Here is a 25,755-nt window from a genome sequence, read left to right on the forward strand (position 1 = left end):
CTGTCGGCGTAGGGCGACAGCCACGGCATCCTCACCCCATGTCGCGGCGTAATTCCCGGGTCCGCCGACGTCGATCACTATGAGGGACGGCTTGCGATCGAGGACACGCGCAAGTCGGTGCAGGAGACGCGGCACGCCGGCGTGGCGGTGTTCGGCGTCACCATCGATGCGTCGGCGCGGTCCTACTTTCCGACGCTGTTCGGCCGTGGCGGCTACACCATCGTCGGCAACATCCGCCACCTCCTCGCGACGCTGCCGGCACTGTACCGGCAGCTGGCGCATTGAATGCACGGGAGTTGAGGGCGCCCGATGGATGGCGAGCGGATCGTTTCAGTCCTCGTGTCGGTGCCTCACGTCGCGGGCTCGCGCAGGTTCCGCAAAGGTACCGGCAGATGACCCATCAGCTTGTCGAACTCGCCGGGATCGAGCTTCTCCCAGAGGATTTCGAAGATGCCGCGCGCCGCCCTGAGTGGGTCGACCGGGAATTGCGGCGGCAGCTGCCGGAAGATGTCGTCGACGAAATATTCGAGATGGCGGTCCTTGGTCGGTGTTGCCGGGTGATGCCAGCCCTCGTAGTAGATGCCACGAACGACCAGCGGCAGCTGCGCGCCGAAGTTAACGGCGGTGGCCAGCGGCAAGCGGTCACGCAGCACATGCAGCACCGCGCGCAGCGCGTTGTAGGCCTGCTGGCGGCTCGCAAGCGCGAGCCTCTGCTCGACCGCCTTGAGCCAAATATTGGTTTCCTGGACGGCATGGTCCAGTGCCGTGACGCCGATCTCGCTCATGTGAATCTCCATGACATTTGCATAGGTCCGTTCGCGGAACGCCGAACGACGCAACAGCAACACCTGATTCTCTTGGAGGTTGTGTCAGTAGGCGGCGCGTTCAAGCCGAGGATGTTGACTTGCATCAAGCTCGCGGCGTTGTTGTCGATCGTGAGGTAAATGGCTGGTCAATTGCTGTGGGTGCGAGCGCTTACGGCGCGTGGCCGCAGAACGGGATACCGGTGATCTCGCCAACGCATTTCGACATCTGAGCCCGAATCACCGCAAGAGCTCGGGTCTGGCGGCGCGACCGCATCCGCCCGACATACGCGGTCGAAAACCCTCGCCCTCGATTCTGGAACTCTCCGAACCGCACGCGTGGACATCCAGGGATCATCGCAAAGTGGCAATGCGCCATCAGGTTGAACCGTGATCGTCCTGCTTGTGAAGAACGCGTCTTCGCTTGCTCGTCACGACAGACTCACCTTAGATCGGAGTCGATCGAGGCGGAGAGATCACGCACTCGACACTCCCTCAACTCACGAATCGACGTCGGCTCGCAATGCTCAAGTCTGCCCAAGAGAAGTCTGTTCACAACAAGCCTGCTCAAGACAAATCCGGCAACGACCTGCCGGCGACCGGCTATGCCGTCGTGGTCGATGGTCAGATCAAGACCGAGTTCAAGACCAAGGAAGGCGCGCACAGCGGCGCGCACGATCTCAAGCGTCGGTTCCCGATGTTGCAGATCAAGGTGTATGACGCCGAGACGAAGCAGACGCACGACATCGAGCTGGCGCGGGCGTGAGAGCCGCGGCTCGGTCGCCAAGACGACGCAACGCTCCAGCGCGTGATTGACATCGTCGCCAACGATTGCCGAAGGACGGGTTCGGAGAAAAGCCACCTCCGATCCGTTGTAGCTATACATGCGGTGGCCATGAATGCGCCCTCGCCCCTTGCGGGAGAGGGCATGCAGGACAGCGCAGCAAACTCGCTCGGGTGAGGGGTATACCTCAACGAGTCATGCTCGCGGAGAGATACCCCTCACCCGACCGAGCGCGTAGATGTGTCGGCGATGCCCTCTCCCACAAGGGGCGAGGGCGCTGTATGGCGTAGCCGTGCTGCGGAGCCGATCGCGTCGACGCTGCCGGTGAGAGTCCGGCTCGCATTCCGCACCTCGTTGCGAAACGTCTTCGCCAGATTCGACAAAGGTCTCGCCTGCGACCACAGCACATAGGCCGAGACTTTGGTGCTCGGCGTGAACGGGCGCACGGCGAGGTCGTGGCCGCCCTGGCGCGGCGAGAACGGATCGACCACGGCAACGCCGACGCCGGTCGCGGCGAGCACGCAGGCGGTGTTGCAATAGCGCACCTCGACGGTCGGCTGGAAATCGGTATCGGCCGCGCGAAAGCTCTCGCGCACGGCTTCGCCGAGCCGCGTGCCACGCTCCAACCCGATCAACGGGACGCCGGCGAGATCCCGTGCGGAAATGACCGGCTGTTGCGCCAGCGGATGCTGCGGCGGCATCACGCACACCATCTCGCCGGTGTGCACCACCTCATGAGCGATGCCGGGATGATCGGACAGGCCGAGCGCGAAGCCGAGCTCGGCGACGTTGCCGAGCACGCCTTCGATGACGCCCTCATAGCGTCTGACGTCGAAGAACATGCGCGTCTGCGGCCGCCGTCGCAGGAAGCCCGACAAGGTCGGTGGAATGATGCTGTAGGCGAGCGGCGGCGTCGCCACGATCGACAGATGACCCGACTTCTGCTCACGCAGATCGCGCACGCGATTTTCGAGCCGCGCATGCAGGGTGAAGATTGCCTCGCTCTCTTCATACAGCGTCATCGCTTCCGGCGTCGGGAACAGCCGGTTGTTGACGCGCTCGAACAGCGTGAAGCCGGCCTGGGCTTCCATGGCCTTCAGTGCGTTGCTGATCGCCGGCTGCGACAGCGCCAGTTCCTCGGCGGCGGCGACGGTTGTGTGATGGCGGATGACGGCCCGCAGGATCTCCAGCTGGCGCAGGTTCATGTGAACGCCCTATAAGCCCCGGTTATGGTCTCGACCAAAATATCATAGCGCAGGCCGGCATCAGCGGATTGCAAATCCCGCGCCGCTTTTGCCAAATGATTACTTCTTCTGGTGCGCGCATCCAGGCACTTTCCGCCTGATCATTCGGCATCGCGCACAGATAGGAGGCAATGTTGAGCCGTATATTCCGCGCCGCCGCCGCCCAGATGGGCCCGACCCAACGGGCCGACAGCCGGGCGCAGACGCTGTCGCGCATGATCGGGCTGCTGGAGCAGGCAGCCAGCCAAGGCGCGAAGCTGGTGGTGTTTCCCGAGCTCGCCTTCACGACCTTCTTTCCGCGCTGGATCCTCGAAGGCGACGCGCTCGACAGCCATTTCGAGCGGTCGATGCCGAGCCCGTCGGTTGCCGCGCTGTTCGACCGTGCGCGCTCGCTTCGCGTCGGATTCTATGTCGGCTATGCCGAGCTGACGCCGGACGGACGGCGCTTCAACAGTTCCATCCTGGTCGATCCCGATGGCGAGATCATCAGCAAGTATCGCAAGGTTCATCTGCCGGGCTCGGTCGAGCCGCGGCTCGGCGCCAGATATCAGCAGCTGGAGAAGCGCTATTTCGGCTACGGCGATCTCGGCTTTCCGGCCGTGCGCGCCGGCAGCGACTGGAGCGGCGCCATTATGGGCATGATGATCTGCAACGACCGGCGCTGGCCGGAATCCTGGCGCGTGCTCGGGCTGCAGGGCGTCGAGCTGGTCTGCGTCGGCTACAATTCGGCGGCGTATGACCCGAATGGCGGCACCACCGAGGACGCGTCGCTGCGCACCTTCCATTCGACCCTGGTGGCGCAGGCCAATGCCTATATGAACGCAACCTGGGCGATCGCGGTGGCCAAGGCCGGCGACGAGGATGGCAGCGGGCTGATCGGCGGCTCTTGCATCGTCGATCCCAATGGGCGCATCGTGGCGCAGGCGACGACGCTTGCCGACGAGGTCATCGTCGCCGACATCGATCTCGACCTGTGCCGCCAGGGCAAGGACAAGATGTTCAACTTCGCGGCGCATCGCCGCCCGGACCAGTACAAGGTGATCACCGAGCGGGCCGGCGTGGTCGAGCCGGTCGTGATCGATTAGTTCGTTTGGCTTGGAGGAGTTCTGCAGGATGCGCCGTTCGTTGTTCGCCGGCTTCTTCACCCTCGCGTCGCTCGTCTCGGCTGGTGCGGCCGAGCTTCCCGCCGACATCAAGCAGGCGGGCGCGCTCAAGCTCACCGTCAACTCGACCTACGCGCCGATGGAATATCACGACCCCGCCACCAACGAGCTGAAGGGGCTCGACATCGATCTCGCCAACGAGCTGGCGAAGCGGCTCGGCCTCAGCGCGGCCGGCTCCTTGAATTCGCCGACGCACGCCGAAGCTCCTCGAGCTGCTCGCCGACCTCGACCTGAAGGCGACGTTCTTCATCACTGGGTGGTCGGTCGATGCGCATCCGGCGATGGCGGAGGCGGTGCTCAAGGCCGGCCACGAGATCGGCCATCATGGCTATCATCACCTGCTGCCCGATCCCGGCGATCCCTTCATCATCGAGGAGATCGAGCGCGGCTTTGAGGCGATCCAGCGCCGGCTCGGCATCCGGCCGATCGGCTACCGTGCGCCGTTCGGCGAGTTCTGCGAGGAGCTGCGCGTGGCGCTGGTGCGGCAGGGCATCGTCTATACCTCGTCGTTCCGCGACGACGTCCGACCCTATCGCCATCGCCTCGCCGACGGCAAGCCCGGCACGATCGAGATCCCGGTGACCGCGAGCTATGACGACTGGATGCACGGCCTGTCGGCGCGGTTCTCGCCGCGCTCGATCTTCCCCAAGGAGCACGTGCTGTCGATGTGGAAGGACGAGCTCGACGAGGTGCGCGACTGGGGCGCGATGGTGACCACCGTGTTGCATCCGCAAGTGTCGGGACGGCCGATGCGCTTCCGGCTGCTGCGCGAGTTCCTGACCTACGCCAAATCGTGCCAGGACGTCTGGATCACGACCGGCGCCGAGATCGCCGCGAACTACCAGCGCCACGAGGCGGCGGGCGCCTGAACGATACGTATCGAGGATATCTGATGCCGATCTCACGCCGGTCCTTCCTGGGGGCCTCTGCAAGCCTGCCGCTTTTGTCGATGCCCGGCATCGTTCGCGCCGAAGCGCAGACGACGCTGCGTTTCGTTCCGGTGATCGACCTCGCCTTTCTCGATCCGATCTTCTCGACCGCGCAGGTGTCGCGCAACCATGGCTTCATGGTCTACGACACGCTGTACGGCATGAATGCCGCGCTCGACGTCTCGCCGCAGATGGTGTCGGGTGACGTCGTCTCCAACGACGGCAGGCAGTGGGACCTGACGCTGCGCGACGGGCTGTTCTGGCATGACGGCGAGAAGGTCCTGGCGCGCGACTGTGTCGCCAGCATCCGCCGCTGGGCCGCCCGCGACGGCTTCGGCGCCGAGCTGATCGCCGCGACCGATGAGCTGTCCGCACCCGACGACAGGACCATCCGCTTCCGGCTGAAGCGGCCGTTTCCGCTGCTGCCGCAGGCGCTCGGCAAGGCCGCGGTGCAGCCGGCCTTCATGATGCCGGAGCGGCTGGCGAGCCAGGATCCGATGAAGGCGCTGACCGAGGTCGTCGGCAGCGGCCCGTTCCGCTTCCTCCGGGATGAGCGGGTGCAGGGCATTCGCAACGTCTATGCGAAGTTCGAGCGCTATCAGCCGCGCGCCGACGGCAAGCCGGACTGGACCGCGGGGCCGAAGATCGTGCACTACGACCGGGTCGTATGGTCGACGATGCCGGACGCCGGCACCGCGGCGGCGGCGCTGCGCACCGACGAGCAGGACTGGCAGGAGACCACGCCGCACGATCTCTTAGCCGTGCTCCAGGGCGAGGGCGACATCGCGACGCGGGTGCTCGATCCACGCGGCTATGCCTGCATGATGCGCGTCAATCATCTGCATCCGCCGTTCGACAACCCGGCGATCCGGCGCGCGCTGCTCGGCGCCATCGATCAGGCCGCCTTCATGACGGCCGTTGCAGGCACCGAGCCGGCCTATCAGTCGACGCCGCTCGGCTTCTTCGCCCCCAATACTCCGATGGCGAGCGACGTCGGGCTCGACGTGTTCCGCGGCCCGCGCAACTACGAGAAGGTCAAGGCCGAGCTGAGGGCCGCCGGCTACAATGGCGAAAAGGTGGTGCTGCTGGTGCCGGCGAATTCGCAGGCGCAGCGGCCGCTCGGCGAAATCGCCGCCGATACGATGCGGCGCGCCGGAATGAACGTCGAAGCCGTCGCGCTGGATTTCGCCGCGGTGCTGCAGCGGCAGCTCAAGAAGGACCCCATCGACAAGGGCGGCTGGAACGCGGCGGTCGGCAACTGGCAGGGCATCGACTGGCTCAATCCGGCCGGCAATACCAATCTTCGTGGCGAAGGCGCGGTCGCCGGCTGGTACAGGAGCGAGAAGATGGGCGCGCTGCGCGCGCAATGGCTGGCGGCAGCCGATCTCGCCGCGCAGCAGCGCATCTGCCGCGACATCCAGGCCCTGGCGTTCGAGGAGATCCCGTATTATCCGGTCGGCCTCTACAAGCAGCCGACGGCCTATCGCAAGAGCATCACCGGCATCCTCGACGGCACCGCCGTATTCTGGAACGTGAGGCCCGCATGACGACCACCGCGATCTTCGGCAGCTATGTGCTGACGCGCCGGGATGGCGCGCAGGACGTCTTGCGCGACCGCTGGGTGCTGGTCGAGGGCAGGCGCATCGCGGCGATCACGGCGAGCAGGCCTTCCGCCGACGACGTGTTCGACCGGCCCGGCCGCTTCGTGCTGCCGGGTCTGTTGAACCTGCACAACCACATCTTCAGCGAGGCGATCGCGCGGACCTTGACCGAGGACGGCAACGGCCGCCGCAACAACAAGAGCATCGTCTACACCGTGCTGCTGCCGCTCTCCAAGCGCGGCGCGGAGATTCTCTCCGCAGAGGAGCGGCGCGCGATCGGCCGCATGGGCGTGCTGCAGCTTCTGAAGGGCGGCGCGACCACGGTGATGGAGCCCTTTCGAAACGCCATCCCCGAGCTGTTCGATGCGGCAGAGGAGATGGGCCTGCGCTTCTACGGCGCGCCCTATCTGTTCTCGACGTCGGACGCCAAGGCAGATGCCAATGGCGTCGTGCACTACGCCGGCGATGACGGCGAGGCCGATCTGGCCACCTGGAACGCGCTGCATCAGCGCTGGCACGGGCAGGGCGAGGGGCGCATCCGGCTGGCGATGAGCCCGCACGCGACCGACACTTGCGGTCCCGACCTGCTGCGCGCGGCAGCCGGCCGGGCGCGCGAGCTCGAAATTCCCATCACCACGCACATGGCGCAGAGCGCGGGCGAGATGGCCACGATCGCCCAGCGCTATGGCGGCCGCACGCCGGCCGAATATCTCGACTGGCTCGGCCTGCTCGGCCCCGATCTGCTGGCCGCACATTGCCACGCCTCGACCGATGCGGACCTCAAGCTGATGGCGGCGCGCGGCGCCGGCGTGCTGAACTGCCCGCGCGTCTTTGCCCGTGCCGGCGTGACCGCCGCGTTCGGCCGCTTCGCCGCGCATGGCGTGCGCACCGCGGTCGGGACCGACGGCTACAACATGGACCTGCTCGGCGAGCTCAACGCGGCCTCGCTGATCTCCAAGGTCGCGCTGGGGAGTGCCGAAACGGCGAGCGCGCCGGAACTGATCGACGCGGTGACCGCGACCGCGGCCGCCATGATCAAGCGCGCCGATCTCGGCGTGATCGCGCCGGGCGCGACCGCCGATCTCACCATCGTCGACATGACGCATCCGCATCTCCAGCCGTTGCACGACCCCCGCCGTGGCCTGATCGCGCTCGCCAACCGCGCCAACATCGACCAGGTGATGGTCGACGGCCGGCTGCTGATCCACGACGGGCGCTATCTGCATGGCGACGAGGCGGCCATCACGGCGGCAGGCGCTGCCGCGATCGAGAAGATCTGGGCGCTGCCGGAGGCGCAGGCCGCGTTCGCGGGGTGAGCGCCGCGCATCTCTCATCCGATTGAACCTTGTCAAACAGCGGGGCAAGCCGCATCGCTGCCGCGGCGCTGAGTGCGCCCGGGTGATGCTGCAGTCTCGGCCCTCGTGAAATGATGAGGGCGCAGGGAAGGCCGGGTGCCGGTCGCACCCATGGTCCGCGTGCAACAAGAAGCACGCGGCAGAACCACAGGTACGAACCAGGACATCCGGCCCTCCCTGCGCGATGGTTTACGGGCTTATACGCGCTCTCCCCGGTGCCCGGCTTGTTGGCCACCGTCATCGGCACGATGCTTGGCAACGGCCGATTTGATACCAGCTTCGGGATATCAGGACCACGCGACTTCGCCGTCCGTGGAACACCGCTCGTCAGCGCAAGCGCTGTCGATGCTCTCACGTCCACCGCATTGCCGGCCCAACGTATCGTGACGACGCGTACGCCCCTCATCCGGACCGGAACGGAGGGGAGCATAGACCGAATATTCTGATTTACGGAAGCGATTTATTTCTGGCGCGGGCTCTTGAAACCTCGCTCCTCATTGAAGACGCGAGTGAAAATAGTCTTTTTGCGCGATGAGATTCGATCATGGCGACGGACGATTTCAGCGCGCGGATGTGTGCGGGCCGTGCCCGTCGGGCAAATCAAGGCGCGGCAACGCATTTACAAATGCCTCTCATGGACCGACGTGGCGTGCGGGTGCGGTGCGCCGCGGGTGCAGGCTGAGTTCATCGCCGCGAGGGGCAGTGTTGAAGCTGGAAATTGGGGCCTCATGGTTCGAGACGCGTCGCAGGGGCGACGCTCCTCACCATGAGGGGCGGATATCGCATATCGCACCCTACGTATTGTTGCACTCGTGTGTGTCCACGCCGTCATGGCCGGGCTTGTCCCGGCCATCCACGTCGTCCGGCACCCGTGGAACGACGTGGATGCCCGGGCCTTCGCCGCGCCGAAGCGGCTCAGACCTAAGCGCGATCACCGCGTGCCGTAGGCGCGGTCGCCGGCGTCGCCCAAGCCGGGGACGATGAAGGCGTCGTCGTCGAGGCCCTCGTCGATGGCTGCGGTCCACAGCGTGACGTCGGGATGCAGGCCGCGCACGCGCTCGACGCCTTCGGGGGCAGCGATCATGCAGACCATGCGGATGTCCTTGGCGCCGCGCTCCTTGAGCCGGTCGACGGCGGCGACCGCGCTGTTCCCGGTGGCGAGCACCGGCGTCACCACGACGGCGAGGCGCTCGTGCAGGTCGGACGGGGCCTTGAAGAAGTACTCCACCGCGGTGAAGGTCTGCGGTTCGCGATACAGGCCGATATGGGCGACGCGCGCGGTCGGCACCAGGTCGAGCATGCCGTCGACGAAGGTGACGCCGGCGCGCAGCACCGGCACGAACACCAGCTTCTTGCCGGCGATCTTGGCTGACTGCATCCGTGCCAGCGGCGTCTCGATCTCGACCTCGGTCAGCGGCAGGTCGCGCGTGACCTCGTAGCACAGCAGCATGCCGATCTCCTTCAGGAGCTCGCGGAACGACTTGGTCGAGATCGACTTGTCGCGGATCAAGGTCAGCTTGTGCTGCACCAGCGGATGATCGACGACCGTGACGCCTTCCATGGCTTTCATCTCCGAAGCGTAGGGTGGGCAAAGGCGCGAAGCGCCGTGCCCACCTCGATTTAGCTCAACTTGGAATGGTGGGCACGCTGCGCTTTGCCCACCCTCATATGGGGTCTTGTGAGTCAAGTCTCGTTTGATAGGTCGGGTTGTTTTTTCGAGGGGCGGTTGGTTTCCTTGAGTGTGTGTGTTCGGTGGAGCGAAGCCGGCGTCCGCGCGCTCTCGATATAGCGCCGTAGCGGACGGCGGCTTTGCGGTGGGCAGGGCGATGTCCGGCCTGGGTATCGTCGGTCTCGGTCGAGGACTGGCTTGCGAAGATCCTGCAGCTGTCCGCTGCATCACCTCATATCCGGTCGGATGCTTGGCATCCGGGCCCTTGTTCCGCATGCTTGCGGCGAGAAGCCAAAGAGGATGAGACCCATCTACAAGACGGCTGGTGGTACAGCCCTAGGGTGGCACGGTCGTCATCCATCCTCGCAAGACCGCGGCGAACCGCGGGCCTGATCGCGAAGTTCGTTTACGCCTTCATCAGCGCCTCCTCGGGCACCAGGCCGGTCTCGAGATAGCGCCACAGCGCCACGACGAGCTTGCGCGCCAATGCCACGATCGCGATGCGCCGGGCGCGCTTGCCGGCGTTGAGCGTGCGGGTCTGGAACCAGCGGCTGAGCTCGCTCCCCGGCTGATGACGCACCCAGAGCCAGGCCAGCTCGATCGTCTTCAGGCGGACGTGCGGATTGCCCGCCTTGCTGATGCCCTGCTCGCGATCGATGCCGCCGCTCTTCCACGGACTCGGGGTCAGGCCGCAATAGCTCGCGACCTCGCGCCGGTTGCGGAAGTCCTTGTAGAACAGCTCACCCACCAAGGTGGTGGCGAAGGCCGGCCCGAGCCCTTTGAGGCGTTGCAGCTGCTCCCGCCGCTTGGCCATCGCGTCGGGAGCGTCAGCCGCCTGCGCGGCCGCCAGGCTCTTCTCCAGCGTTGCCAGCTGCTCACGCACCAGCATCAGGCGCGCATGCTCGCGCTTGACCTCCGCCATCACGTGGGGCGGCAGCGGCTGCCCTTGCCAATCGCGCTGCTGCTCGAGCCAGGTGAGCCAGTTGCCGCGCCGCGGGCTGCCGACCTCCAGGCCTGACAGCCGCAGCAGCGCCTTGATCCGGTTGGTGTGGGCCGTCTGTTCGGTCACCAGGCGGTCGCGCTCGCGGCTGACCCGCCGGGCGTCCTCCTGCTCGACCGTCGGCACCCGGACGATCCGGACCACCCGGGGCTCGCCGCGCAAATGGGCCATCAGCGTGCGCAGCAGCAGCTCGCCGTCGATCCGATCTGTCTTCGCCCGCCGTGCCCGCTGCTCGACCGCGATGCTGGCCGGGTCGAACACCAGGTTGCCGATCCCCTCCGCGACCAGCAGCCGGTGCAGCCAGAAGCCGTCATAGCCCGCCTCGTAGCAGCTCATGACCCGCGGCTCCAATCCGAGCTTCTGCGCCGCACGGGCCCGTATCTTGGCGATCAACGCCAGCAGCCCGGCGTGATCGCCACCTTCCAGCTTGTATCGCGACATTCGCCCCTGGTCGGGACTGTGCACCGTGATCAGCCAAGTCTTCTGGCTCAGTTCAATCGCAACGAAAATCGTGCCAGTATCTCCGGCGGTGGGCGTGCCAATGGTCGATGCTTGCATCTGACTCTCCGAGGGTTCGAGTGTGGAAACCCAAACCTATCGGAAGGGCTCGCTCACCGCTCCCCCATGGAATCTACGAACCGATCGTTAGTTCGAGCCAACATGGAGCGACACGAATGGTGCACCCTCTCCCCTTGTGGGAGAGGGTGGATCGAACTCGCGGAGCGAGTTCGAGCCGGGTGAGGGGTTCTCTCCGCGGAGACAGACCCCTCACCCGGCATGATCGCGCTTCGCTTGATCATGCCACCCTCTCCCACAAGGGGAGAGGGTACACCGTCGGTGCCGCAATCAGATCGGCTTACTCTCAAATCCCTTAAAACACCGTGCCGTCGCTGATGATGGTCAGCGGCGGGGAGCCATCGGGGCGGCGGGCGAAGGCGAGCTTGCGGCCGGCGGCCCAGGTGCCGCCTTCGAGGATGCGCGCCAATGGCAACTGCTCTGCGCTCGCGCCGGTCCGCTTCCGGATCAGTTCGGCGAGCCGATCGAGCAGGGCGACCGTCATCGCGCGCCATTCCACGACGAGCAGAGAGCCGACCTCATGCGCCCGGCCGGCATCGGCGGGATCGCGCAAGCTCAGCACGCCCCCGTCGACGAACAGGCCGCCATTGCGGTATTCGGCGAGGCCCGTGAGGCCGTCGATGTCTGCCACCTCGAAGCCCGCGCGCTGCAGTGGTTCGATCAGCGAATAGCTCAGCCATTGTGACAGCTTGTGCAGCGGCACGAGGCCGGTGGTCGCATCGCCGGTGACCAGTGAGGTGTGCCGCCAGCAATCGCCGAGGGCGGTGCCTTGCAGCGTCAGGCGTGACGGCCAGATCGGGCCGAGCTGCAGTAGCACCTGCAGCAGAATGTCGGCGGCTTCGATGCGAGCGCCGGTGGCGCCAGCGGCGAGCTGATCGAACAGGCCGCCCGGACGCGGGCGATCCTTCCCGCCGAAAATCTCGGGCCTCGCCGCCGCGACCTCGCCGAGGCGGCGCAGCAGCGCCACCCGGCCCTCCAGTCCGACCAGCGGATTATCGGGGCCGACCTGGAAGCCGCGTTCGAGATCGGCGACCGCGAGCTGCTTGAGCTTCGCCGCATCGGCACGCAGCGGATTGTTCGCATCAGCCGAGAATGCGCCGCTCGCGAACATGTCGAGGCTGGCCAGCGCCAGACCCTCGGAGCGCCCAATACGCATGTCGGTTACGGCGTCATGATAGCGCCAGGATGCGCCGGCGCCGGCGTCGAGCAGCACGCTGGTGATGGCGAGATCGAACTCGGCGCGTGCCCGTGCCGCCGCATCCGGCCAGCTCACCGTGCCGGCGATCGCAGCCCAGCGATCGACGCCGCCGACCACGAAATGCCGCCAGCGCGAATGGAACGGCACGTCGCCGTTCGGATAAGCCTTGCCGGTCACGTCCAGGACGAGATCGGCGATCGCATCGAGATTGTCGAGCTCGACGCGGAAATGCGGCAGCTTGTCCGCAAGCCCCAGCGAAAGCATCTGATGCGCCCGCTCGCGCACGGCGCGGGCGGACAGGAGAGAGGAGATCTCGGTCATGATCCGCCGCTGCGCTCAGTACTTCTCGAGCGGGCGGCCGACGGTGTCGTCGAGCTCTTGCGGCTTCTGCGGCTCCAGCGAGAAATAGCCGGCGGCCTTCTTCGCTGCCATCTCGACATGGGCGTCGGCCGGGATCAGCTCGTCCGGGATCGGCACACGCTCGACGATGTCGACGCCCTGGCCGACCAGTGCGTCATGCTTCATGTCGCTCATCGAGATGAAACGGTCGATGCGCCTGAGGCCGAGCCAGTGAATGACGTCGGGCATCAACTGCTGGAAGCGCGCATCCTGCACGCCGGCGACGCATTCGGTGCGCTCGAAATAGGCCGCTGCGGCGTCGCCGTCCTCCTGGCGCTTGCGTGCATTGTAGACCAGGAACTTGGTCACCTCGCCGAGCGCGCGGCCTTCCTTGCGGTTGTAGACGATGATGCCGAGGCCGCCGTTCTGCCCGGCCGCGACACATTCCTCGATGCCGTGGATCAGATAGGGGCGGCAGGTGCAGATGTCGGAGCCGAACACGTCGGAGCCGTTGCACTCGTCATGCACGCGACATGTGATCTTCGTTCGGCTGTCATTCAGCTTGGTGACGTCGCCGAACAGATAGACCGTGGTGCCGCCGATCGGCGGCAGGAACACCTGCAGGTCCGGCCGCGTCACCAGTTCCGGATACATGCCGCCGGTCTGCTCGAACAGGCCACGGCGCAGATTGGTCTCGCTGGTGCCGAACCGCGCGGCCACGCCGGGCAGGTACCACACCGGATCGATCGCGATCTTCACCACGGAGACGCTGCCATTCGCATGCACGACCTCGCCATCATGAACGAGGCGCTTGGCTGCGAGCGCTGCATGCAGCTCCGGCAGTTCGATCCGCGCCTTGGTCACGGCGATGGTCGGCCGGATGTCGATTCCTTCCGCGATCTCGCCGCCGAAATTCTCCGCGACCAGGTGGCCCCAAGGATCGAGCGCGACGATCTTGGCCGGATCGCGCCACTGCGCGAACGGGCCGATAGCGGCGGCGGGATGGGTGTTGGTGAGATCTGGGCGGCGGATCGGGTCGAGCGCGCCGGAGGATACCGCGAGCGCGCGATAGACCGTGTAGGAGCCGCCATGGCTGCCGATCACGTTGCGGTCCTGCGGACGCGACACCGTGCCGATGATAGGGCCGCGCTCGCGCGCGCTGTCGGCGCCCCAATGGAGCGGGAAATTGTGCTTGGCGCCTGGCACCGGGTGCGAGGTCAGGCGGATGTGATCCGTGCGGTTGGAGCGCGTCATTGGTGAGCTACCCCCAAAACGGCAACGGCCCGCCTTGACGACGGGCCTGAGCAGAACGAGTTCACGTTTTCCATAAACCAATATAGCAGTTTTTCCTCGCCAAACAAGTGGCCCGGCTGGCGGTCTATTTGTAAACGAATGGTTTCGGATCCCGGCCGGCAGTCCGGTGGCGTCCTGCCCTGGCATGGAGCTTGCCTTTTGCGGGCCGGGCCGCCAGCTTGGCGCGCATAGGGATTCTCGACGGCAATGGCGGTATGGACCTGATCATTCGCAACGCGGTGCTGGCGCAGCAAGGAGAGCTGCGCCGCGCCGATATCGGAATTTCCAAAGGCCGCATCGCGGCCATCGAGCCAGTGTTGCAGGCCGAGGGCGACCAGCGCGATGCCGGGAACTGCCTCGTCGTGCCCGGCCTGATCGAGACGCACATCCATCTCGACAAGGCCTGCATCCTCGATCGCTGCACGATCAGGGAAGGGACGGTGGCGGAGGCCGTTCGCGAGACCGCCGCGGCCAAGCGCAACTTCACGGCGGACGATGTCTACACGAGGGCGAAGCAGACCGTGGAGCGCTGCGTCAGCCACGGCACGATGCGGATGCGCACCCATGTCGAGCTCGATCCCGGCGTCGGCTTCATCGGCTTCGAGGCGATCCAGCAGCTTGCACAGGACTATGTCTGGGCGCTCGACCTGGAGATCTGCGTGTTTCCGCAGGAAGGGCTCACCAACTACCCGGGCACCGAGGAGCTCCTGATCGAGGGGCTGCGCCGCGGCGCGCGCAGCATCGGCGCCGCGCCCTATTTCGACACCGATCCGCGAGCGCAGATCGATCGCATCTTCGCGATCGCGCGCGATCACGACGTCGACATCGACATGCATCTCGATCTTGCCGAGACGCTCGATCACATGCAGATCGAATATGTCTGCCGCAAGACCGAGGACTATGGCTGGGGCGGGCGCGTTGCTGTGGGCCATGTCACGCAGCTGTCGCTGTTGCCGCCGGAGCGCTTCAACGCGATCGCCAAGCAGCTCGCCAATGCCGGCGTCGCGGTCACCGTGCTGCCCTCGACCGACCTGCATCTGATGGGCCGCCGCCACGATCACGCGATCCCGCGCGGTGTGGTACCGCTGGAGCCGCTGCGCGCGGCGGGCGTGACCTGTTCGCTCTCGACCAACAATGTGCTCAATCCGTTCACGCCCTATGGCGACGGCTCGCTGATCCGGATGGCCAATCTCTACGCCAATGTCTGCCACGTCTCGCGTCCCGATCATCTCGCCGGCTGCCTCGACATGATCACGCATGATGCGGCGAAGCTGATGCGGCTCGACGACTACGGCATCGCGGTGGGCGCGCCGGCCGATCTCGTCTGCATCGATGCGCGTGATCCGACAGAAGCGGTGGCGACCTTGGCGCAGCCGCTGTGGGGCCTGAAGCGCGGCCGCCCGTCGTTCTCGCGCGCCCGGCCCGTGCTGCATCGGCCGGTTTGATGATGGGATTTGCACGGCGCAGCCGCCGCTCTCTCGCCATTGGCAAACTGCCAGCGGTCATGTCCACCCCTGTGTCATACAGCGCCCTCTCCCCTTGTGGGAGAGGGCATGTACGGCCCATCCGCGTGCGCGGTTGGGTGAGGGGTCTCTTTCGGCGAGCGTCGCTCGTGGAGAAAGACCCCTCACCCAACCGAGCTTGCTGAGCCGTCAAACATGCCCTCTCCCACAAGGGGAGAGGGCGCATATACGAACTGATCGTGGAGCTGCACCATGCGCATCATCAACGTTGCCGCCGCCCAGATGGGGCCGATCCAGCGGGTCGACAGCCGCGAGGTCGTCGTGGCGCGCATGATCGCGCTGCTGGATGAGGCCAAGCGCAAGGGGGCCGATCTCATCGTCTATCCGGAGCTGGCGCTGACGACGTTCTTTCCGCGCTGGTACATGGAGGATCGGAACGAGGTCGATACGTGGTTCGAGCGCGAGATGCCTAACGCCGCGGTGCGGCCGCTGTTCGAGCGCGCCGCGCAGCATGACATGGCGATGTATCTCGGCTATGCCGAGCTGACCTCCGACGGACATCACTACAACACCGCCATCCTCACCGACCGCGCCAGCAACATCGTTGGTAAGTACCGCAAGGTGCATCTGCCGGGTCACGAGGAGTTCGAGCCCGCGCGCAGCCATCAGCATCTGGAGAAGCGCTATTTCGAGCCGGGCGATCTCGGCTTTCCCGTATGGCGCAATCTCGGCGGCATCATCGGCATGGCGATCTGCAACGACCGCCGCTGGCCGGAGACCTATCGCGTGATGGGGCTGCAGGACGTCGAGCTGGTGCTGATCGGCTACAACACGCCGTCGGTGAATTCATTGAAATCAGCGGAGGGCCTGCAGCAGCGGCTGTTCCACAACCGCCTGTCGGCGCAGGCCGGCGCCTATCAAAACTCGTGCTGGGTGGTCGCAGTGGCCAAGGCCGGTGACGAGGACGGCCATCATCTGATCGGCGGCAGCCTCATCGTCAATCCCGATGGCGAGATCGTCGCCGAAGCCAAGACCGAGGGCGACGAGGTGCTGGTGGTGCCGTGCGATCTCGATGCGACCAGGTTCGGCAAGCAAACGATCTTCGACTTCGCCAGGCACCGGCGCGTCGAGCATTACGGGCTGATCACCAGCCGCACGGGGGCGGTGCCGCCGGAGTGAGGCGTGCTAGGGCATCAGTTGCAGGTGGCGCCGTGACCCAGAGCTCGCTGCGCTCCCTCTCCCCGTTCTTCACGGGGAGAGGGTTGGGGTGAGGGGCAGCCACGCGCACCGGCCGCGCGGAGAGTCCCCCTCACCCGGATTGCATCTTCGATGCAATCCGACCAAGCGGGGCGAGGTGAAGCCAGCAGGTCGCGCGAGCGTGCGCCAACAACCAGACGATTAGTTGGCAAACGCCACCGCGCCCAGCGCCATGGTCACCGCGGCCTGGGTCGGATCGATCACCGGAATCCCCAGCGCGTCCTCCAGACCCTTGCGATGTCGCGCCATGCCGGCGCAGCCCATCACGATGGCGCCGGCGCCATCCTCGTCCTTCAGCGCGCGGCCGACCGCGATCATCTTCGCCAAGGTGCCTTCGCCGGACGCCGTCTCCGCCACGGTCATGTCGAGCGGACGCTCGGCGGCGAGCCGGTCCATCAGGCCCATCTGGCGCAGATAGCGGATGTGGCGGCGGATCGAACGCTGCGCGATGGCGAGCACGCCGAACGTGTCGGCACGGGTCAGCGCGGTCAGCACGCCGCATTCGGCGATGCCGAGCACCGGACGCGTCGTCGCCTCGCGGCAGACATGCAGGCCGGGATCGCTGTAGCAGGCGATGACGAACGCGCTCGAGGCGTTGTCGCCCTCGACGAAACGGCGCAGTGGTAGCGCAACGCTGTCGGCATCCTTCTGGCTCTCGACGCCATAGGGGCCTTCCTTCAAGGTCTCGCAGACGATCTCAGGTCCCTCGGCGAACATCAGCGGTCGCAACGCCGCAGCCAGGCCGTCGGTCACCACCTGGTTGGAGTTCGGGTTGATCACGGTGATGCGCGGGCGGGACATGGGAGCTACCTGCTTCTTCAGTGTTGACGGCGCCCGACAGGCAACCACTATGCCACGGCTGACGCAATGGGGCTGATGATGCCATTCTGCGCCCGCGCCGTTCCATCTGGCAGAACTAGGAGATCGCGATGACCGAGCCGGCCTATGACCTGATCATCCGGGGAGGGCGCGTCGCCACCACCACCGACACGTTCGAGGCTGATGTCGCCATCTCGGGCGAGACCATCGCGGCGATCGGCCGCGGGCTCGGGCCCGCGAAGCGCGAGATCGATGCGCGTGGTAAGTTAGTGCTGCCCGGCGGGGTCGACAGCCATTGCCATATCGAGCAGCTCTCGGCGGCCGGCATCGTCAACGCCGACACCTTCGAGAGCGCCACCACCTCGGCGGCGTTCGGCGGCACCACATCAGTGATCTCCTTCGCCGCGCAGCATGTCGGGATGCAGCTGCCGCAGGTGGTCGAGGAGTATCACGCGCTGGCGCGCGAGGGCGCCGTCATCGACTACGCGTTCCACATGATCATCGCCGATCCCACCAAGGAAACGCTGGAGCGCGATCTGCCGGCGCTGATCCGGCAGGGCCACGGCTCGATCAAGATCTTCATGACCTATGACCGGCTCAAGATCGACGACGAGCCGCTGCTCGACATCCTCGTCGCCGCGCGCGAGGGCGGCGCGATGCTGTGCGCGCATGCCGAGAACCACGGCATCATCTCCTGGATGGTGAAGCGGCTGCTCGCGCGCGGCTACACCGCGCCGAAATATCACGCCATCAGCCACGCGCGCTTCTCCGAGGCCGAGGCGTTCAACCGCCTGATCGGCATGGCGGCGCTGGTCGACCAGCCGATCATGATCTTCCACGTCTCGACCGCCGAGGGCGCCAAGGTGATCCGCGATGCGCGCGGGCAGGGGCTGAAGGTGTTTGCGGAAACCTGCCCGCAATATCTGTTCATGACGGCCGAGGATCTCGACAAGCCGGGCATCGAGGGCGCGAAGTGGATGTGCAGTCCGCCGCCGCGCCGCGCGCCGGACCAGGAGGCGCTGTGGCAGGCGCTGTCGCTCGGCGATCTGCAGACGATCTCCTCGGACCACGCGCCGTATCGCTTCGACGAGACCGGCAAGCTGCGCGCCGGCCCCAACCCGAACTTCAAGCAGATCGCCAACGGCCTGCCGGGACTCGAGCTGCGCCTGCCGCTGCTGTTCGACGCAATGGTGACGAAAGGCCGGCTCGGCCTCAACAAGTTCGTCGAGCTGACGGCGACGGCGCCGGCCAAAGTCTACAATCTGCATCCCAAGAAGGGCGCGATCGCGATCGGCGCCGATGCGGATATCGCGCTGTGGGATCCGGACAAGCGCGTCACCATCAGCGATGCCGACATGCACGATCTCGCCGGCTACACGCCGTTCGCCGGCCGCAGCGTGCAGGGCTGGCCCGTGACCGTGCTGTCGCGCGGCCGCGTCATCGTCGATGGCGGCAAGCTCTCGGCGCAGCCCGGCTCCGGGCAGTTCCTCGCCCGCAGCGGTGGCGAGGCGGCAAAGCCGACCGGCCGGCTGGTGCCGGACATGGACCCCGAGCAGAATTTTGGCGCGACGCTGCTGTGATCGGAATGGCGACAGCGTGGCCTCGTGCTTCGAGACGGGCGCTTCGCGCCCTCCTCAGCATGAGGAGGACGAGCGAGCCTTGCGGCGCGCGAGGTGGTTTTCCTCTCCATGAACACGCCTCTCGGCATGTTCATGGTCCGGTGTGCAGTGCCGCCGTCGGCTTTTTCCCCTCATGGTGAGGAGGCTGCGTCAGCAGCCGTCTCGAACCATGGGGCCCTGATGCAGAGGCGTTTCCCATGCATGTCCTGATCTTCGGTGGCGCGGGCTTTGTCGGGCTCAACATCATGCAAGGGTTGCTCGAGCGTGGGCACACCGTGACGGTGTTCGATGCGGCATCTTTGCCCACCGCGGCGCAGCGGGCGTTCGCTGCTCATGGCGAGCGGCTGCGTGTGATCATCGGCGATGTCACCGATGAAACGGCCGTTGCCGCCGCCGTCGCCGGCGGCTGCGACGCTGTCGTACTCGGCGCGGCGATCACTGCGGGGCCCGACCGTGACGCATCCGATCCGGCGCGCATCCTCGCGGTCAATCTGCTGGCCCAGGTGCCGATCCTGCAGGCCGCGCGGCGCAGCGGTGTCAGGCGCGTGATCAATCTGTCGTCCGCGGCATCCTACGGCGCCAGCGGCCAGCGCTTTGCCGTGCTGGAGGAGACGACGCCGTGCGAGCCGGTGTCGCTGTATGCGATCACGAAATTCACCTCCGAGCGTGTCGCCGCGCGGCTGTCGGACCTCTGGAACACCGATGTCATCAGCGTGCGGCTGTCGGCGGTGTTCGGCCCGTTCGAGCGCGGCGGCGGCGTGCGCGACACGCCCTCGCCGCAGGCGCTGATCGCGGCCTGCTGCGCACGCGGCGAACCCGCGTTGCTGAACGAGCCCGGCGACAAGGACTGGGTCTATGCGGTCGACGTCGCCGATGCCGTCTGCCTGCTGCTCGAGGCCGAGAAGCCGCAGCACGCGCTCTACAACATCTCCAATGCCGCGACCTTCACCGCCGAAGCCTGGGGCCGCGCGTTCGCGAGCGGCCGGGCCGGATTCACGTGCCGGCTCGCGGAGCCCGGCGAGGCGCCGACGGTGCCGGTGTTTGCGCCGGTCCGTGGCCGTCTCTCGACGACGCGGCTGGCCGACGAGTTCGGCTGGCGCGCGCGGTTCGACTGCGCCGCGTCGGCCGCGCATTTCGGCCACTGGTTCGATCAATACGGGAGAGACTGAGATGAGGCTCGCAGGCAAGGTCGCGGTCATCACCGGCGGCGGCTCGGGCATCGGCCGCGCCAGCGCCGTGACGTTCGCGCGCGAAGGCGGGGTCCTCGCGCTGGTCGATCGCGATGCCGCGGGTGCCGAGGAGACGCTGGCGCTGGTGCGCGACGCGGGCAGTGACGGCAGCGTGCATGTCGGCGATGTCGGCGACGCCGACTTTGCCAAGGCGACCATCGAGAGCGTCGTCGCCGCGCGCGGCCGGCTCGACGTGCTGATGACCGCGGCCGGCTTCTCCTGCGGCGGCAACGTCGTCACCACCGATCCCGCCGATTGGGACGCCGTGTTCCGCGCCAATGTCGGCGGCACCTGGCTGTGGGCCAAGCACGCCGTGCCAATCATGCAGCGTCAACAGAATGGTTCGATCATCACCGTGGCCTCGCAACTCGCGGTCGCCGGTGGCAAGGGCAACAGCGCCTACATCGCCGCCAAGGGCGCGATCATCAGCCTCACCCGCACCATGGCGGTCGACTTCGCCACCGACGGCATCCGCGTCAATGCGCTGGCGCCGGGCGCGATCGACACGCCGCTGCTGCGCCGGAGCTTTGCCCGCCACGCCGACCCCGAGCCGGTGCGCGAGGCCTCGCGCCTGCGCCACGCCATGAAGCGTTTTGGTGAAGCCGATGAGGTCGCTGCCGCCGCGCTGTTCCTGGCCAGCGACGAGGCGTCGTTCACGACGGGAATCGTTCTGCCCGTAGATGGCGGCTGGCTGGCGACGTAGAGACTGGGTGAATTCCGCTCTGATCGTTTGAGTCGGGCTCGCGCTGCGATCGCGGTGCACTCCCTCGCCCCGCTTGCGGGGAGAGGGTCGGGGTGAGGGGGACTCTCCGCACGGTCGGTGCGCGTGGCTGCCCCTCACCCCAACCCTCTCCCTGTAAGAACGGGGAGAGGGAGCGCACCGTCGTCGCGGCGATGGCTCGGCAACTCATCGCTTCGTTGCCGTTGCCTTCCGATCTCGCCCGCGCAAGATATCCGCCAACGCCGCGGCGTTGCGGGAGAGGGGCTCGAAGCGCGGGGTCAGGAGATGGGCGCGCATCGGCGTCTTCGGCGCGAGCGGCCGTGCGGCGAGGTCGGGCCAGGCGCGGCCGCGCAGCACGAACTCGTCGACCACGGCAAGTCCCGCACCGGCGCGGACCATGGCGCAGGCATCGGGCGTGTATCGCACGATCATCGCCGGCTCCGGGCCGCCGGCCAGGGCCTGCGCGACGATGTGGCCATAAGGCGTCTGCGGGCCGAAGCCGACCAGCGGATAGGGTGTCATGTCCTTCGGCCTGATGCTGCGCAGTTTCGCCAGCGCATGATCGGCCGGCATGATCACATGCAGCGCGCCTTCCGCGATCGTCTCCATCGCCACCGTCGGCTCGTCGACCGGCAGCACGGTGATGCCGAGATCGGCGCGCGCGGTGCCGACGCGGTTGACGATCTCCAGCAAGGTCAGCGATTCGAACTCGACGCGCAGGTCGGGAAAGCGGCTGCGCAGCCGCGCCAGCGCCTCGGGCACCATGCCGTGTCCCGCGCTCGGGCTCGCCACGACGCGGATCGTGCCGGTGCCGCCGGCGCGCAACTCTTCGGCGAGATCGTTGATGCGCGCGACGCCACGATGCACGTGCTCGACTTCGGCAAACAGCCGCTTCGCTTCCGGTGTCGGCTGCACCCGGCCGCTGATGCGCTCGAACAGCTTCAACTTCAGGCCATCCTCGGTATAGGCGAGCAGCCGGCTGATGGCAGGCTGAGACACCGACAACAGCCGCGCGGCGCCGCTGATCGAACCGGTGATCATGATGGCGCGGAAGACCTCGATCTGGCGCAGATTGAGCGGCATGCGACCTCTTGTCTCGCTGCAATGCCACCAGACTGTACGCCGGAGACCCATCCCATAACAAGCTGTTATGGGCAGCGGACAAATCGGTATGGAAGGCTTGAGGTCCGCTTTGCTAAGCTTCGTCGGCCGGGTGAACTGACTGATGGAGAAAGCGTGAGCGACAGCAAGCGTGTCGCGCGCGATGGCGCGTGTTTCATTCGGTGGCCGGCATGAGCGACGGTCTCGCCGCACTGACGGCCCAGGTTCGCAGCGATCTTGCGAAAATCGCGCATCCCACCATGCCATGGTTGACGCCCGTGACCGGTCCAGACGGCCGGGCTGCGCTCGACGTGCTGATCGTCGGCGGCGGCCAGTCGGGTCTTGCGACGGCGTTCGCGCTGCTGCGCTCGCGTGTCAGCAACATCCTCGTCCTCGACAAGGCTGAGGAAGGCCGCGAAGGGCCGTGGATGACCTATGCGCGCATGCCGACCCTGCGCAGCCCGAAGGATTTCACCGGACCCGATCTCGACATTCCCTGCCTGACCTATCAGGCATGGCACGAAGCGAAGTTCGGCAGCGACAGTTGGCGCGATCTTAACCTGATCCCGCGCGAATATTGGGCAGACTATCTCGCCTGGTACCGCGAAGTGCTCGACCTTCCCATGCGCAACGGCTGCGAGGTCGTCGACATCGCCCCGGCCGCCGATGGACTGCTCAAGGCGACGGTGCGCGGCAAGGACGGCGAGACCGCGCTCTATGCGCGCAAGATCGTGCTCGCGACCGGCCAGGAAGGCATGGGCGATTGGAGCATCCCGGAACCGCTGCGCCATCTGCCCGCGACGCGTTGCGCGCATTCGGGCGCCGAGATTGAGTTCGAAAGCTTGCGCGGCCGCCGCGTCGCCGTGATCGGCGCCGGCGCCTCTGCCTTCGACAACGCGGCCGTTGCGCTCGAGGCCGGTGCTGACAGCGTCGATCTGTTGTGCCGTCGCGCGGAAATCCAGTTGATCCAGCCGTATCGCTGGCTGACCTTCCGCGGCTTCCTGCGGCACTTCTCCGAGCTCGATGATGCCTGGCGCTGGCGCTTCATGAACGCGGTCCTGGGGCTGCGCGAAGGCTTTCCGCAGCACACCTATGATCGCTGCGCCCGCCACACTGCGTTCCATCTGCATGAAGGAGCGCCCTTGATCGCCGCGCGCGAGACCGCCGACGGCGTCGTGCTGCAGACGGCGAAAGGCGAGATCACGGCGGATTTCGTGATCAGCGCGACCGGCATCTCGATGGACTTCACCAAGCGGCCCGAACTGCAGCGCTTCGCGATGAACATCGCACGCTGGTCGGACCGCTACACGCCGGATGAGAGCGAGCGCAACGATCGGCTCGGTGCCTTCCCCTACCTCTCCGACGACTACGCGCTATCAGAGCGCAAGGCAGGCGAGACGCCGTGGATCCGCGATATCCATGTCTTCGCCATCGCCTCGACGATGAGCTTCGGCGCATCGGGATCATCCATCAACGCGATGACGACGGCGGTGCCGAAACTCGTGCATGGACTGACGCGTGGATTGTTCACGGCTGATATCGACAAGCATTGGGCCAACTTCCAGGCCTATGATGTGAGACAGGCCGAGGTTCGTCGTGGCACGTGATTTGCTGCTGCGCGTGAACCATGCGCGTGCAGCAGATGAGCCGGTCGTGTCGGTGACTGCGGTAGATGTTTTTAGTCCCGGATTTTGAGACTGATGAGGGAACAAGGGCGATGAGTTTCGAAATGTCCAAACGTTCGTTGTTCGCGGCGACCGCGTTGCTTGCGGTGACACTCGCGGCGCCGGCGGCGCATGCGCAGAGCCGCTCGGAGACGTTGCGCTATGTCACCGGCGCGACCGTCAACACGCTCGATCCGAACATTCCGGGCTCGACGCGCGAAGCCTTCGCGCTGTCGATGTCGAGCTACGACCGGCTGGTGTCGTTCGGCCGCAAGCAGCTCAATGGTAAGTGGGTGTTCGATCTCGACACGATCACCGGCGAACTCGCCGAATCCTACTCCGTCAGCGCCGACGGCCTGAAGATCACCTTCAAGCTGCGCCCCGATGCCAAGTTCCAGGACGGCTCGCCGGTCACCGCCGAGGATGTCAAATGGTCGCTCGACCGCTGCGTCACCGCGCCGATCCTCGGCAAGGCACAGTTGCTGACGGGCTCGCTGACGTCGGCCGATCAGTTCAAGGTGATCGATCCCCTGACCATCGAAGTCACCTTGCCGAAGCCGGACAAGCTGGCGCTGCCGAACCTCGCGACCGTCTATCCGATCATCATCAACTCCAAGCTCGCCAAGGCGCATGCCACCGCTGACGATCCGTGGGCGCTGAACTGGACCAAGGAGAACGCGGCCGGCAGCGGCGCCTATATCGTCGATACCTTCAAGCCTGGCGAGCAGGTGATCGCCAAGCGCAACGAGGCCTGGAACCGCGGCACGCCGGACAAGCCGGCGGCGTTCAAGCGGCTGATCATCCAGTCGGTGCCGGAGCCGGCGACACGCGCCAACCTCGTCGAGCGCGGCGACGCCGATCTCGTCATCGACCTGCAGGCCAGCGACGTGCAGTCGCTCGAAGGCAAGGGCAAGCTGAAGGTGATCTCGACGCCGCAATACAATGCGGTGACCTTCATCTCGATGAACAACACCATTCCGCCGTTCGACAACGTCAATGTGCGTCGCGCCATTGCCTATGCGTTGCCCTATGACGACATGTTCAAGGCCGCCTTGTTCGGCCGCGGCGCGCCGCTCTACGGCGCGACCTGGGCCGACGGCAAGCCGCCGAGCGGCGGGTATCCGATCCCGCAGCCGATCAAGCTCGATCTTGAGAAGGCGAAGGCCTATCTGAAGGACGCCGGCATGCCGGACGGGTTCTCCACGACGTTCAGCTTCAACGTCGGCCAGGCTGCGACCGCCGAGCCGATGGCCGCGCTCGTCAAGGAATCGCTCGGCAAGATCGGCATCAAGGTCGATATCCAGAAGCTGCCGGATGCACAGATGTCGACCGCGATCAACGAGAAGAAGCTGCCGTTCTTCATCGAGGGCATCGTCGCCTGGCTGCCGTCGACCGACTATTTCTACCGCAACTTCTACACCGGCAAGCAGCGCTGGAACTACTCCTCGACCGACAATGCCGAACTGGAGAAGATCGCCCAGGAGGCGCGTTTCGAGGCCGACAAGGCGAAATACGAGGCCGAGGGCAAGGCGCTCAACGCGATCCATTTCGACCAGATGTTCCAGATCCCGATCTGGCAGGCGGCGCAGGACGCGGTAATGCAGCCGACGGTGGACGGCTACGTCTACCAGTTCACGCGGCAGGTCGATTATCGTAACCTCAGCCGGAAGTAGGATGACTAAAGTGCATCGCGTCGATCTGGTTCGGCGATAAGCTTCGGGCAAGGACAGAGCAATGCCGCTGATGAACGGAAACTTGCTCTTGCTTTGCTCCGGTCGTCATGGCCGGGCTTGTCCCGGCCATCCACGCGGTTCGGCACACTCGGAAGGACGTGGATGCCCGGGACGAGCCCGGGCATGACGGAGTATCAAACCACCACGGGACCCGGGTGGCGAAAGCTGTGGATCGCGGCAGGCGCCGCGTCCTTG

The 25,755-nt window shown here is 66.2% G+C and carries 19 protein-coding genes and 3 pseudogenes; 14 read left to right on the plus strand and 8 right to left on the minus strand.

Annotated elements, in window-relative coordinates:
* Positions 1-66 precede the first annotated feature (66 nt).
* Positions 67-285 (plus strand): annotated as a pseudogene (locus ACQR1B_RS21555) (protein norD); the annotation flags it as partial.
* A 65-nt stretch (positions 286-350) separates the two neighbouring features.
* On the opposite strand, the gene ACQR1B_RS21560 reads toward ACQR1B_RS21555, so the two are convergent.
* Complete coding sequence (locus ACQR1B_RS21560; protein WP_434833562.1) at positions 351-785, minus strand: DUF2267 domain-containing protein; 435 nt, start codon at positions 783-785, stop codon at positions 351-353.
* Between the two features lie 541 nt (positions 786-1,326).
* Here ACQR1B_RS21560 and ACQR1B_RS21565 point away from each other — a divergent pair.
* On the plus strand, positions 1,327-1,569 hold the full coding sequence (locus ACQR1B_RS21565; RefSeq protein ID WP_434833563.1) for a hypothetical protein: 243 nt from the start codon (positions 1,327-1,329) through the stop codon (positions 1,567-1,569).
* Positions 1,570-1,805: 236 nt separating this feature from the next.
* Here ACQR1B_RS21565 and ACQR1B_RS21570 read toward each other — a convergent pair whose 3' ends face one another.
* Positions 1,806-2,792: a LysR family transcriptional regulator gene (locus tag ACQR1B_RS21570; protein ID WP_434833564.1), complete on the minus strand. Its 987-nt coding sequence runs from the start codon at positions 2,790-2,792 to the stop codon at positions 1,806-1,808.
* Between the two features lie 170 nt (positions 2,793-2,962).
* Between ACQR1B_RS21570 and ACQR1B_RS21575 the strand changes: the two genes are divergently transcribed.
* The 5 genes and pseudogenes from ACQR1B_RS21575 (at position 2,963) to ACQR1B_RS21595 (ending at position 7,840) form a co-directional block, all read left to right on the plus strand.
* On the plus strand, positions 2,963-3,916 hold the full coding sequence (locus tag ACQR1B_RS21575) for an N-carbamoyl-D-amino-acid hydrolase (protein WP_434833565.1): 954 nt from the start codon (positions 2,963-2,965) through the stop codon (positions 3,914-3,916).
* 28 nt (positions 3,917-3,944) lie between these two features.
* A pseudogene (locus ACQR1B_RS21580) lies at positions 3,945-4,154 on the plus strand (transporter substrate-binding domain-containing protein); the annotation flags it as partial.
* A 34-nt stretch (positions 4,155-4,188) separates the two neighbouring features.
* Positions 4,189-4,863: pseudogene (locus tag ACQR1B_RS21585) on the plus strand (polysaccharide deacetylase family protein); the annotation flags it as partial.
* A 23-nt stretch (positions 4,864-4,886) separates the two neighbouring features.
* Positions 4,887-6,470 carry an ABC transporter substrate-binding protein gene (locus ACQR1B_RS21590; protein WP_434833566.1) on the plus strand — a complete coding sequence of 528 codons (1,584 nt, stop codon included), beginning with the start codon at positions 4,887-4,889 and terminating at the stop codon, positions 6,468-6,470.
* Positions 6,467-7,840: an amidohydrolase family protein gene (locus tag ACQR1B_RS21595; RefSeq protein WP_434833567.1), complete on the plus strand. Its 1,374-nt coding sequence runs from the start codon at positions 6,467-6,469 to the stop codon at positions 7,838-7,840. The genes ACQR1B_RS21590 and ACQR1B_RS21595 overlap by 4 nt, the downstream gene beginning before the upstream one ends.
* A gap of 970 nt (positions 7,841-8,810) precedes the next feature.
* Here ACQR1B_RS21595 and upp read toward each other — a convergent pair.
* The 4 genes from upp to ACQR1B_RS21615 all read right to left on the minus strand — a co-directional run bounded on the left by upp (position 8,811) and on the right by ACQR1B_RS21615 (position 13,915).
* Positions 8,811-9,440, minus strand: coding sequence for a uracil phosphoribosyltransferase (gene upp / locus ACQR1B_RS21600; RefSeq protein ID WP_172112217.1), 630 nt, complete (start codon positions 9,438-9,440; stop codon positions 8,811-8,813).
* 514 nt (positions 9,441-9,954) lie between these two features.
* Positions 9,955-11,106, minus strand: a complete 1,152-nt coding sequence (locus ACQR1B_RS21605; RefSeq protein ID WP_434833420.1) for an IS110 family transposase — start codon at positions 11,104-11,106, stop codon at positions 9,955-9,957.
* Positions 11,107-11,419: 313 nt separating this feature from the next.
* Positions 11,420-12,643, minus strand: coding sequence for a URC4/urg3 family protein (locus ACQR1B_RS21610; RefSeq protein WP_434833568.1), 1,224 nt, complete (start codon positions 12,641-12,643; stop codon positions 11,420-11,422).
* Positions 12,644-12,658: 15 nt separating this feature from the next.
* Positions 12,659-13,915 carry a GTP cyclohydrolase II gene (locus ACQR1B_RS21615; protein ID WP_434833569.1) on the minus strand — a complete coding sequence of 419 codons (1,257 nt, stop codon included), beginning with the start codon at positions 13,913-13,915 and terminating at the stop codon, positions 12,659-12,661.
* A 254-nt stretch (positions 13,916-14,169) separates the two neighbouring features.
* On the opposite strand from ACQR1B_RS21615, the gene ACQR1B_RS21620 reads away from it, so the two are divergent.
* Together ACQR1B_RS21620 and ACQR1B_RS21625 are read left to right on the plus strand one after the other, a co-directional pair.
* Positions 14,170-15,399, plus strand: coding sequence for an amidohydrolase family protein (locus ACQR1B_RS21620; RefSeq protein WP_434833570.1), 1,230 nt, complete (start codon positions 14,170-14,172; stop codon positions 15,397-15,399).
* A 270-nt stretch (positions 15,400-15,669) separates the two neighbouring features.
* Positions 15,670-16,596: an N-carbamoyl-D-amino-acid hydrolase gene (locus ACQR1B_RS21625; RefSeq protein ID WP_434833571.1), complete on the plus strand. Its 927-nt coding sequence runs from the start codon at positions 15,670-15,672 to the stop codon at positions 16,594-16,596.
* Positions 16,597-16,815: 219 nt separating this feature from the next.
* Here ACQR1B_RS21625 and ACQR1B_RS21630 read toward each other — a convergent pair whose 3' ends face one another.
* Positions 16,816-17,475 (minus strand): aspartate/glutamate racemase family protein, encoded by a 660-nt coding sequence (locus tag ACQR1B_RS21630; protein ID WP_434833572.1) that lies wholly within the window; start codon positions 17,473-17,475, stop codon positions 16,816-16,818.
* A gap of 128 nt (positions 17,476-17,603) precedes the next feature.
* Between ACQR1B_RS21630 and hydA the strand changes: the two genes are divergently transcribed.
* The 3 genes from hydA to ACQR1B_RS21645 all read left to right on the plus strand — a co-directional run bounded on the left by hydA (position 17,604) and on the right by ACQR1B_RS21645 (position 21,044).
* Positions 17,604-19,073, plus strand: a complete 1,470-nt coding sequence (hydA, locus tag ACQR1B_RS21635) for a dihydropyrimidinase (RefSeq protein ID WP_434833573.1) — start codon at positions 17,604-17,606, stop codon at positions 19,071-19,073.
* A gap of 236 nt (positions 19,074-19,309) precedes the next feature.
* Complete coding sequence (locus ACQR1B_RS21640) at positions 19,310-20,281, plus strand: NAD-dependent epimerase/dehydratase family protein (protein ID WP_434833574.1); 972 nt, start codon at positions 19,310-19,312, stop codon at positions 20,279-20,281.
* Position 20,282: 1 nt separating this feature from the next.
* Positions 20,283-21,044: an SDR family oxidoreductase gene (locus ACQR1B_RS21645; RefSeq protein WP_434833575.1), complete on the plus strand. Its 762-nt coding sequence runs from the start codon at positions 20,283-20,285 to the stop codon at positions 21,042-21,044.
* Positions 21,045-21,248: 204 nt separating this feature from the next.
* On the opposite strand, the gene ACQR1B_RS21650 is transcribed toward ACQR1B_RS21645, so the two are convergent.
* Positions 21,249-22,145, minus strand: a complete 897-nt coding sequence (locus ACQR1B_RS21650; protein WP_434833576.1) for a LysR substrate-binding domain-containing protein — start codon at positions 22,143-22,145, stop codon at positions 21,249-21,251.
* 209 nt (positions 22,146-22,354) lie between these two features.
* Between ACQR1B_RS21650 and ACQR1B_RS21655 the strand changes: the two genes are divergently transcribed.
* Together ACQR1B_RS21655 and ACQR1B_RS21660 are read left to right on the plus strand one after the other, a co-directional pair.
* Complete coding sequence (locus ACQR1B_RS21655) at positions 22,355-23,770, plus strand: FAD/NAD(P)-binding protein (RefSeq protein ID WP_434833577.1); 1,416 nt, start codon at positions 22,355-22,357, stop codon at positions 23,768-23,770.
* Between the two features lie 110 nt (positions 23,771-23,880).
* Complete coding sequence (locus ACQR1B_RS21660) at positions 23,881-25,500, plus strand: ABC transporter substrate-binding protein (RefSeq protein WP_434833578.1); 1,620 nt, start codon at positions 23,881-23,883, stop codon at positions 25,498-25,500.
* Positions 25,501-25,755: the final 255 nt, after the last annotated feature.

It is taken from the genome of Bradyrhizobium oligotrophicum (assembly GCF_051168495.1).
Classification (GTDB): domain Bacteria; phylum Pseudomonadota; class Alphaproteobacteria; order Rhizobiales; family Xanthobacteraceae; genus Bradyrhizobium; species Bradyrhizobium oligotrophicum_A.

Bases quoted from the DNA above. Each gene is read 5' to 3' on its own strand.
- ACQR1B_RS21660 (WP_434833578.1), top strand. From the start codon at position 23,881: ATGAGTTTCGAAATGTCCAAACGTTCGTTGTTCGCGGCGACCGCGTTG.
- ACQR1B_RS21565 (WP_434833563.1), top strand. From the start codon at position 1,327: ATGCTCAAGTCTGCCCAAGAGAAGTCTGTTCACAACAAGCCTGCTCAA.
- ACQR1B_RS21630 (WP_434833572.1), bottom strand. From the start codon at position 17,475: ATGTCCCGCCCGCGCATCACCGTGATCAACCCGAACTCCAACCAGGTG.
- ACQR1B_RS21560 (WP_434833562.1), bottom strand. From the start codon at position 785: ATGAGCGAGATCGGCGTCACGGCACTGGACCATGCCGTCCAGGAAACC.
- ACQR1B_RS21655 (WP_434833577.1), top strand. From the start codon at position 22,355: ATGAGCGACGGTCTCGCCGCACTGACGGCCCAGGTTCGCAGCGATCTT.
- ACQR1B_RS21605 (WP_434833420.1), bottom strand. From the start codon at position 11,106: ATGCAAGCATCGACCATTGGCACGCCCACCGCCGGAGATACTGGCACG.
- ACQR1B_RS21625 (WP_434833571.1), top strand. From the start codon at position 15,670: ATGCGCATCATCAACGTTGCCGCCGCCCAGATGGGGCCGATCCAGCGG.
- ACQR1B_RS21640 (WP_434833574.1), top strand. From the start codon at position 19,310: ATGCATGTCCTGATCTTCGGTGGCGCGGGCTTTGTCGGGCTCAACATC.
- ACQR1B_RS21615 (WP_434833569.1), bottom strand. From the start codon at position 13,915: ATGACGCGCTCCAACCGCACGGATCACATCCGCCTGACCTCGCACCCG.
- ACQR1B_RS21650 (WP_434833576.1), bottom strand. From the start codon at position 22,145: ATGCCGCTCAATCTGCGCCAGATCGAGGTCTTCCGCGCCATCATGATC.
- ACQR1B_RS21645 (WP_434833575.1), top strand. From the start codon at position 20,283: ATGAGGCTCGCAGGCAAGGTCGCGGTCATCACCGGCGGCGGCTCGGGC.
- ACQR1B_RS21610 (WP_434833568.1), bottom strand. From the start codon at position 12,643: ATGACCGAGATCTCCTCTCTCCTGTCCGCCCGCGCCGTGCGCGAGCGG.
- ACQR1B_RS21575 (WP_434833565.1), top strand. From the start codon at position 2,963: ATGTTGAGCCGTATATTCCGCGCCGCCGCCGCCCAGATGGGCCCGACC.
- ACQR1B_RS21590 (WP_434833566.1), top strand. From the start codon at position 4,887: ATGCCGATCTCACGCCGGTCCTTCCTGGGGGCCTCTGCAAGCCTGCCG.
- ACQR1B_RS21570 (WP_434833564.1), bottom strand. From the start codon at position 2,792: ATGAACCTGCGCCAGCTGGAGATCCTGCGGGCCGTCATCCGCCATCAC.
- ACQR1B_RS21620 (WP_434833570.1), top strand. From the start codon at position 14,170: ATGGACCTGATCATTCGCAACGCGGTGCTGGCGCAGCAAGGAGAGCTG.
- hydA (WP_434833573.1), top strand. From the start codon at position 17,604: ATGACCGAGCCGGCCTATGACCTGATCATCCGGGGAGGGCGCGTCGCC.
- upp (WP_172112217.1), bottom strand. From the start codon at position 9,440: ATGGAAGGCGTCACGGTCGTCGATCATCCGCTGGTGCAGCACAAGCTG.
- ACQR1B_RS21595 (WP_434833567.1), top strand. From the start codon at position 6,467: ATGACGACCACCGCGATCTTCGGCAGCTATGTGCTGACGCGCCGGGAT.